This is a genomic window from Streptomyces sp. NPDC059398 (assembly GCF_042751845.1).
In the GTDB taxonomy this organism is placed as follows: domain Bacteria; phylum Actinomycetota; class Actinomycetes; order Streptomycetales; family Streptomycetaceae; genus Streptomyces.
In genome coordinates this window covers 1-6,566 of sequence record NZ_JBHYWP010000142.1, presented here as the reverse complement: position 1 = coordinate 6,566, position 6,566 = coordinate 1, and the positions used below count along the sequence as shown (strand labels likewise).

General features: G+C 68.3%; 5 protein-coding genes and 2 pseudogenes. 5 read left to right on the top strand and 2 right to left on the bottom strand.

Annotated elements, in window-relative coordinates:
- Nucleotides 1-160: 160 nt before the first annotated feature.
- Nucleotides 161-2,389 (bottom strand): chitosanase, encoded by a 2,229-nt coding sequence (locus tag ACFXBC_RS32885; RefSeq protein WP_385032995.1) that lies wholly within the window; start codon nt 2,387-2,389, stop codon nt 161-163.
- A gap of 654 nt (nt 2,390-3,043) precedes the next feature.
- Between ACFXBC_RS32885 and ACFXBC_RS32880 the strand changes: the two genes are divergently transcribed.
- Together ACFXBC_RS32880 and ACFXBC_RS32875 are read left to right on the top strand one after the other, a co-directional pair.
- A complete protein-coding gene (locus ACFXBC_RS32880; protein ID WP_385032992.1) occupies nt 3,044-3,613 on the top strand; it encodes a hypothetical protein in 570 nt (189 codons plus the stop codon).
- 105 nt (nt 3,614-3,718) lie between these two features.
- Entirely contained in the window at nt 3,719-4,111 is a 393-nt protein-coding gene (locus tag ACFXBC_RS32875; protein WP_385032989.1) for a VOC family protein, read from the top strand.
- A 44-nt stretch (nt 4,112-4,155) separates the two neighbouring features.
- On the opposite strand, the pseudogene ACFXBC_RS32870 reads toward ACFXBC_RS32875, so the two are convergent.
- Nucleotides 4,156-4,776: pseudogene (locus ACFXBC_RS32870) on the bottom strand (AMP-binding protein); the annotation flags it as partial.
- A 56-nt stretch (nt 4,777-4,832) separates the two neighbouring features.
- On the opposite strand from ACFXBC_RS32870, the pseudogene ACFXBC_RS32865 reads away from it, so the two are divergent.
- The 3 genes and pseudogenes from ACFXBC_RS32865 to ACFXBC_RS32855 form a co-directional block, all read left to right on the top strand.
- Nucleotides 4,833-5,306 (top strand): annotated as a pseudogene (locus ACFXBC_RS32865) (DNA helicase); the annotation flags it as partial.
- A gap of 381 nt (nt 5,307-5,687) precedes the next feature.
- On the top strand, nt 5,688-6,038 hold the full coding sequence (locus ACFXBC_RS32860) for a putative adhesin (RefSeq protein ID WP_385033022.1): 351 nt from the start codon (nt 5,688-5,690) through the stop codon (nt 6,036-6,038).
- Nucleotides 6,035-6,415: a hypothetical protein gene (locus ACFXBC_RS32855; RefSeq protein ID WP_385032986.1), complete on the top strand. Its 381-nt coding sequence runs from the start codon at nt 6,035-6,037 to the stop codon at nt 6,413-6,415. The genes ACFXBC_RS32860 and ACFXBC_RS32855 overlap by 4 nt, the downstream gene beginning before the upstream one ends.
- Nucleotides 6,416-6,566 lie beyond the last annotated feature (151 nt).

Genomic DNA, 6,566 nt, shown 5'->3' with positions numbered 1-6,566 from the left:
GGGGGGGGGGGGGGCGCGGGGGGGCCCGGTTGGGATTTGAGTTACTGGGCGCCCCGCCCTGGGGGATTCGGTTTATGGGGGGGTTGGGGTGTTTTGGGTGTGGGGGGTGGCGGCCCGGCGGGGCGGGTCCGCTGTGGGGCCGGCCCGGCGGGCGGCGGCATCACCGCGTGATCGTGTACGGGTCCCCGTACGTCTTCCAGGACAGCGGCGGGGTCAGACCGAGGTTTCCGGCGGCGAGGAACACCCGCTGCTCCGTGTCGACCCGGCTGGTGTCGTCATAACCGGTCCCGGTGCGCATCGCGGCCTTGCGGGCATCGAGGAAGGCGTGGAGATAGGTCCTCTCGTCGCCGCCCTGTGCGGGGGGCCTGGCATGTTTCATGGCCATGGCGCGGATCCCGCCGAAGCCGGCCGGGTCCGTTCCGGGGCCGTGCATGACCATCGCGTCGTAGTACATGAACTGCCCCAGGGCGTGCAGCCCGTCCTGCTTCGCCCGGTCCACGGACGGGGTGAAGTACACCCGGTCCCGCTCGTCGTTCTGGGCGCGCTGGAACACCGGGTCCGCCGCGGCCGTGTGCCAGGCTGAGACGAATCCGGCGCCCAGCCCCGCGTGCGAGTCGCCGCCGTCCGCCGTGCGCAGCGCGGGCAGATACGCGGCCAGCGGGTTGTGCGGCTCGCGCTCCGTGTACAGCTGGACCAGGTCGCGCATGGCACCGGTACCGGAGGAGAACCCCACGATCCCGCCCGTGTAGCCGCGTCCGTCCCCGATGTCCCCGACATAGGTGTACTGCGCTTTCCAGTCGAGTGAGGAGTTCTCCGCGCTGGAGACCAGCTCCATCGCGGCCTCCTTCTTGTGCGGGTCCGTCAGATCGGCTGCGGTGCTGGTGTTCTCGCCCTTCCGCGTTCCGGCCGCCCGGCCTGTCGGGACCGCTGCGGGGTCCGCGCCGTACACCTCGAATCCGTACAGCGAGTACCCGTACGAGGTCCCGCGCTTCGTCCCGTACATCCGCACATACCGGCCGTGGCCGCTCAGCGTGAGGTCATCGGTTCCGCCGTCGCCGCTGGTGGTGGAGGAGACCGTCTTCCAGGCGGTGCCGTCGTCGGAGGTCTGGATGGTGTACGCCTTGCCGTACGCGTCCTCCCACTCCAGCCGGACGCGGCCGATATCGGTGGAGGCGCCGAGATCCACCGATATCCACTGCGGGTCGGAGCCTTCCTTGCTGGCCCACCGGGTGGTGGCGCTGCCGTCCACGGCCTTGTCGCCGCTCAGTGAACTGCTCTCCACCGACGAGGTCTTGACCGGCCGTTTCAGTGCGAGGTCGGTGCCGCCCTGCGGGGGTGTGACGCCGGTGTCCCAGATGTCGGTGACGGGCTTCGCCGACGCGGCCTTCTCCAGAGGAGGCAGCCCGTACATGTCCTCCAGTGTGCGGAGCAGCGAGTAGTGGTCGTAGCGGGCCTTCGACTTGGTGCCCGGCTTCACATGGTCGCCGACGATCATGGTGGCGATCTGGTTGTCCGAGTCGTCGCCGTCGTCCTCGTCCCAGGTCAGCATCAGGGCGCTGTTGTGGGTTCTGGCCCACTGGACATAGCCGTCGAGGTTCTTCTTGAGCCAGCTGTCGCCCTGTTTGACGCTGCCGTCGTGCATGTCGTTGTCCAGGTTGGGCGTCACGAAGGACACCGTGGGCAACTTGCCGTAGTCCGAGGGGAACCGGTCGAATCCGAGGTTGGACGAGGCCGGGGTGTTGGCGAAGTCCACCCATCCGTTGTGCTTGCGGGCGTATCCGCTGTCGCCGTCGTCGCCGCAGTCCTTCGAACCGGCCGCCGGCAGGTCCTCGGAGTACCCGGTGAAGGTGTGCCCGCCGCCGATCAGCTGGTGGCCCAGATTGTCGGCACTGAAGTCGTGAGGGCAGTCGTCGTCGGCCACCCCGTGTGTGGAACCGGAGTAGAGCGCCACGTAGTTGCCCTGGCTGGGGTGCGTCGTGCCGTGGAAGTCGGAGAACGAAGCACCCTGCTTGGCAAGGGAGTTGATGTACGGGGCGTCCTTGCTCCCCACGATGTCGTCGTAGAACTTGTTCTCCTCCATGAGGACCACGACATGGTCGTACCGCGGGATCCCGGACGCGGTGGTCGTCAGCGCTTCCGGCGGGGGAGGGGCGGTCTGCGCCGATGCGGCGGATCCGGCCATTCCGAGCAGCCCGAGCGCCACAGCCGATCCGGCCGCGACGAGGGCCCGCCGGGCGCGCCGGGCCCCGGCCGGCAGCCATACGGACGGAGGCCGTCCGGCCCGGGTCCGCCCGATGGGAGTCCGTCCGGTGCGGCCGTGTGACGGAACGGACGGTACGGAAGGATCGTGGGTGCGGCGTGCGCGCAGGGGAGGGTAGGGAGGCGTCATACGGATCTCCTTGACGGACGGACGGACGGATGGACGGTCGCCGTCGGTTCGGCAGACGGTGGGGGTGCCTTGGGGGAGTGCCTGAGAACGTGCCTGAGGAGGTGGCTGAGAACGTGCCCTGGGGAGTGGCTGAGGGGGCGCCTGAGGAGGTGGCCGGGGAATGTCCTGAACGCCGGCGGAGATCCGGACGCGTCCGGGCATGCCGCAGGTGTCAGCGGTGCCGTGGTACTGCGGCGAGCGGGCGCCGCGGTGAGCGCGAGCGGCATCGGGCCGCGGGCAGCCGGGACAGAATCAACTGAGCGCGTCGGGTTCTGAACTTCCGCGCCAGGCTGCTGACGGAGATTCCTACTCGTCGGCGATACGGCCTGTCAACCGTTCCGCCGGGGTGGCCGAGCCGGTTCCGCACCCTTGACTGAGCATCGACAGAGCGGTCAGAATTCAAACCGTCAGGAAAGTTAACTAACAGTTGCCGAAGCGGGGTTCGCGATGACCGTGCGAATGCTCCCCCATCCTGCTCGCGCGGCTGACCGGGCGGGGCCCGTCCCTGGTCGGCAACCGCCATCCGGCGGACGTGGCGCACCCGTGCGGAGGGCGTTGCCCTCCGACAGCGGCCGACACCCGGCCTGCCGTGAATCGTGTGCTTAACGTGCCGGCATGAGTCGCACCAGCCTTCTCTCCGTGTCCGCCTGTGCCATGTGCCCGGCCGCCGCCCCCACCGAGCGCGACCGGGCCATGGCCGCGGGCGCCACCCTCGCCGGACCCGGCTACCACGTCGCCCTGCACACACCCAGCGTGCTCACCGCGCCCGTGGACTACCACCCGACCGCCCTGCTCATCGGGGCGGGGGCCGGCCGGCACGGCCTCATCCCCGGTGCGCGGCGCTCGCCCGGCACGCCGGAGGCCCACCACGCCGCCGTCGTCAACGACGCGCACACCTGGCGGGCGCCCGAGTATCTCCGCATCTCCGGCGAGCGGTGCACGTACCGGCCATGGGGCTCGGCCCCGTCGGCCGGCCTCGACCCGGCCGGCGCGCCGTTCCGCGCCGCCGTGCCACTGCCCGGGGCGGATCCGGACCAACTCCGGTCCGCCGCCCACGCGCCCCATCCCCGTCCCGGGCCCGTCACGGAGGGCCGGGCGGGCCGGGCCGTCCTCTGTTACGCGGCAGGCGGTGCGCTGCTGCTGGTGATCGCCGGGGTGCTGGTCCGTAGGCGGGCGCACCACTGATCCGGCCCGCCGGGGGCGTGCGCCCTGCCGGGCGGGGTAGGCGGCTCCTCAGCGACCGCATCCCCCGAGAACCGGGGCGGTCAGGAGACCGAAAGCAGGAGGATCATGGGAGTTCCCAAGACGGCCGTGCTGGTGCTCGACTGTTCCGAGCAGGCCGAACTGGCCGATTTCTACGCTCAGTTGCTCGACGCCGAGACACGCGTGGGCGCTGACCCCGATGTCATGGAGGTCATCGGGAACGACGGCGTTCACCTGGCGGTCCGCAGGGACCACGGCTACGCCCCGCCGAGCTGGCCGCGGCCCGACGACGCCTCACAGGCCCACCTGAGGATCCTGGTGTCCCACGGCGACATGGACGAGGCCGAGCGCGAGGCGATCGGTCTCGGAGCGCGGCCCCTCGACACCAAGGACAACGGGGGCCGCCACGACGTCCGGCTGTACTCCGACCCCGCCGGGCACTCGTTCGCGCTGGTCGTCTCCGCCCAGCCCGTCCGCTGAACGCCCCTGGCACCCTCAGCCCTGGGCCTGACCTTCCCCGACTCGGTGCGCGGCAGGTCGTCCACGAACTCCAGGAACCGTACGAGCCTCTCTGCCGGAAGACGTTCCCGCAGATGTGCGAAGAGCGCATCGGCGGTGGCCCGGCTGGCGTTCCAGCCGGCCGAGAGCACCACGTACGCCTTGGGTACCAGCGCCTCGCCCTCGGCCACCGGCACCACGGAGAGTTCGCCGACGGCGGGGTGCAGTACGAGCACATGTTCCAGTTCGAGGGGCGCGATCCGCACCCCGTCCGGACCCTCGAACATGTCCTTGCGCCGCCCGAGGTAGACCAGGGACCCGTCATCGTCCCACCGGGCGATGTCGCCGGTCCGGTAGAGGCCGCCCGGAGTGTGGCTCGTGGCGTTGTCCTCCGGGTCCAGATAGCCGCTCATCATGCCGACGGGCGCGTTGGCCAGATCCAGGCAGAGTTCCCCTTCCTCAGCCGGCTGGTCGGTGCCCGGCCCGACCACCACCAGCTCGTAGCCCGGCAGCGGATGCCCCATGGACACCGGGTCCGCCGTGGACGAGGCGGTGACCCCGGCCAGGGCGGTGACCTCGGACTGCCCGAACCCGTTACGGACGGTCACCCCGGCCAGGGCGCGGACCTGTCCGACCACATCGCCCATGAGTGGTTCACCGACGCTGACCGCGTGCCTCAGTCCGGGCAGGCCGTCGGGGAGACCAGGCAGGCGCCGGTACCGGAAAGACCTCCACCCTGGCCCTGCTGGCTGCTGCCACTCCTCGCCGCGGGCGTTACCTCGCCTTCAGCAAGGACATCGCCACCGCCGCAACCTCCCGCTTCCCGCGTACCGTCACGTGCAAGACCACCCACGCGCTGGCTTTCGCCGCCACCGGCCACCGCTACCTGCCCCGCCTCAACGGCCCCCGCCAGAACGGCTGGAGAGCCGGCCGGGCCCTGGGCATCACCCAGCCCCTGCGCATCGGGGACCACGACATCACCCCCGCAGCCCTGTCCTAAGCCGCCCTGCACACCGTGACCCGCTTCTGCCATTCCGCAGACCCCGTCATCACCCGCCGCCACATCCCCCACCTGCGCGGCCTCGAAGGACAGGGCTATATCCAACTGGCTGACGCTGTGATGCCTTTCGCACTCAAGGCGTGGGCTGATCTCCAGCACCCTGAACATGGCGCCGTGAGCGCCCTCACCCACCAGGACGACTTCAACTGGGGCGACTTCGCCGTCGCCACCGGCAAGGGCGCCCTCATCGGAGCCGGCGCAGCCTTCCTCGCCCCTGCAGGAGCAGGCGTCGCCGCAGGTCTCGGCCTCGAAGGCGGCGCAGGCCTCGCAACCACCATTGGCGTCGACGCCGCAGTCGGTGCCGGATATAGCTGGGCGGTCAACACGGCCCAATGCCAATCCACTACGCCAGCAGATCTACTACTCGGCGCCGCTAGCGGAGGGCTGGGTTCGCTTGCGGGTCAGGCATGGAGCGGGCTGAAGGGTGGAGTCGCACGCGGAGCTGAACCGACGGTAGGTAAGGGGGTCGGTGCGCCGTATGCCAGGAGCGTTACGCGGATGGGAAGGTCTGACCAATCCACCGTCATCACTGGCCACGGCTACTATGTTCTGGGATCCGGTGATCTCATAGTGCCGCCAGGCACCTGGTTGAAATTCTATGTTGAAGATGGAAAAAGGTTGAAGGATTCCATCGGATACCAGATTGAGACTGGAGGCAAGGTAGGCCCGTATGAGACATTTGGCTCCGGAAAGAGTGTTCCCGACTATACGGTTGGGCCGCCGAAAAACCTTTCCATCAGCTCCCGATCCATCAGTGTCAGAAAGCCGACGCGCCTGAGTGAGATTATTGAAGAAAACATGGGAGCTTGCCATGTCGCGATTTGTAGAGAGCATGTGGATCCAAGGTGACATATTTTGAAGATCTGACTCCATACTCCTATGAGGATAGCGGTGGAGGGGAGGTCTTGAACGTGGGATGGCTGTCCAACACGCAGTCCTACCCTGAAGGCGGCGTACCGGGGCAGTTTTTGATCGCTCTAAAAGAGCATGCGAAGTCGCCGGTTAATGTGCATCGAGGGGTCCATTTCTGCGAGCTGTGCCCCTCCTTCGAAGAGGCGCAAAGAGTCGCATTTAGTGATGACCCTTTCATTGGGAGCGGGGAAATGCGCGTTATGGGAGAGGGGCATATTGTGTATGCTGCGCCGCTCATGATTGTCCACTATGTGGAATCCCATGACTATCTTCCGCCTGCCGATTTTATTCGATCGGTAATGCAAGGCGGCTGATGATGCGCAGGCGGGCAGAGGATTTTGGAAGCTTAGCCTCGATCTTTCGTGATGGTCCGTCGGTTTCTTCGGCGGGCCGTTTCGGTTGTGTGGCTGGTGGCAGGCGGGCTGATGGCCCGGCTGTCGTGTCGGGTGGGCGCCGGGTTCCACT

What these genes read in the sequence shown, in the direction of transcription:
- ACFXBC_RS32860 (WP_385033022.1), top strand. Translation starts at nt 5,688, where the DNA reads ATGGGAAGGTCTGACCAATCCACCGTCATCACTGGCCACGGCTACTAT.
- ACFXBC_RS32875 (WP_385032989.1), top strand. Translation starts at nt 3,719, where the DNA reads ATGGGAGTTCCCAAGACGGCCGTGCTGGTGCTCGACTGTTCCGAGCAG.
- ACFXBC_RS32885 (WP_385032995.1), bottom strand. Translation starts at nt 2,389, where the DNA reads ATGACGCCTCCCTACCCTCCCCTGCGCGCACGCCGCACCCACGATCCT.
- ACFXBC_RS32880 (WP_385032992.1), top strand. Translation starts at nt 3,044, where the DNA reads ATGAGTCGCACCAGCCTTCTCTCCGTGTCCGCCTGTGCCATGTGCCCG.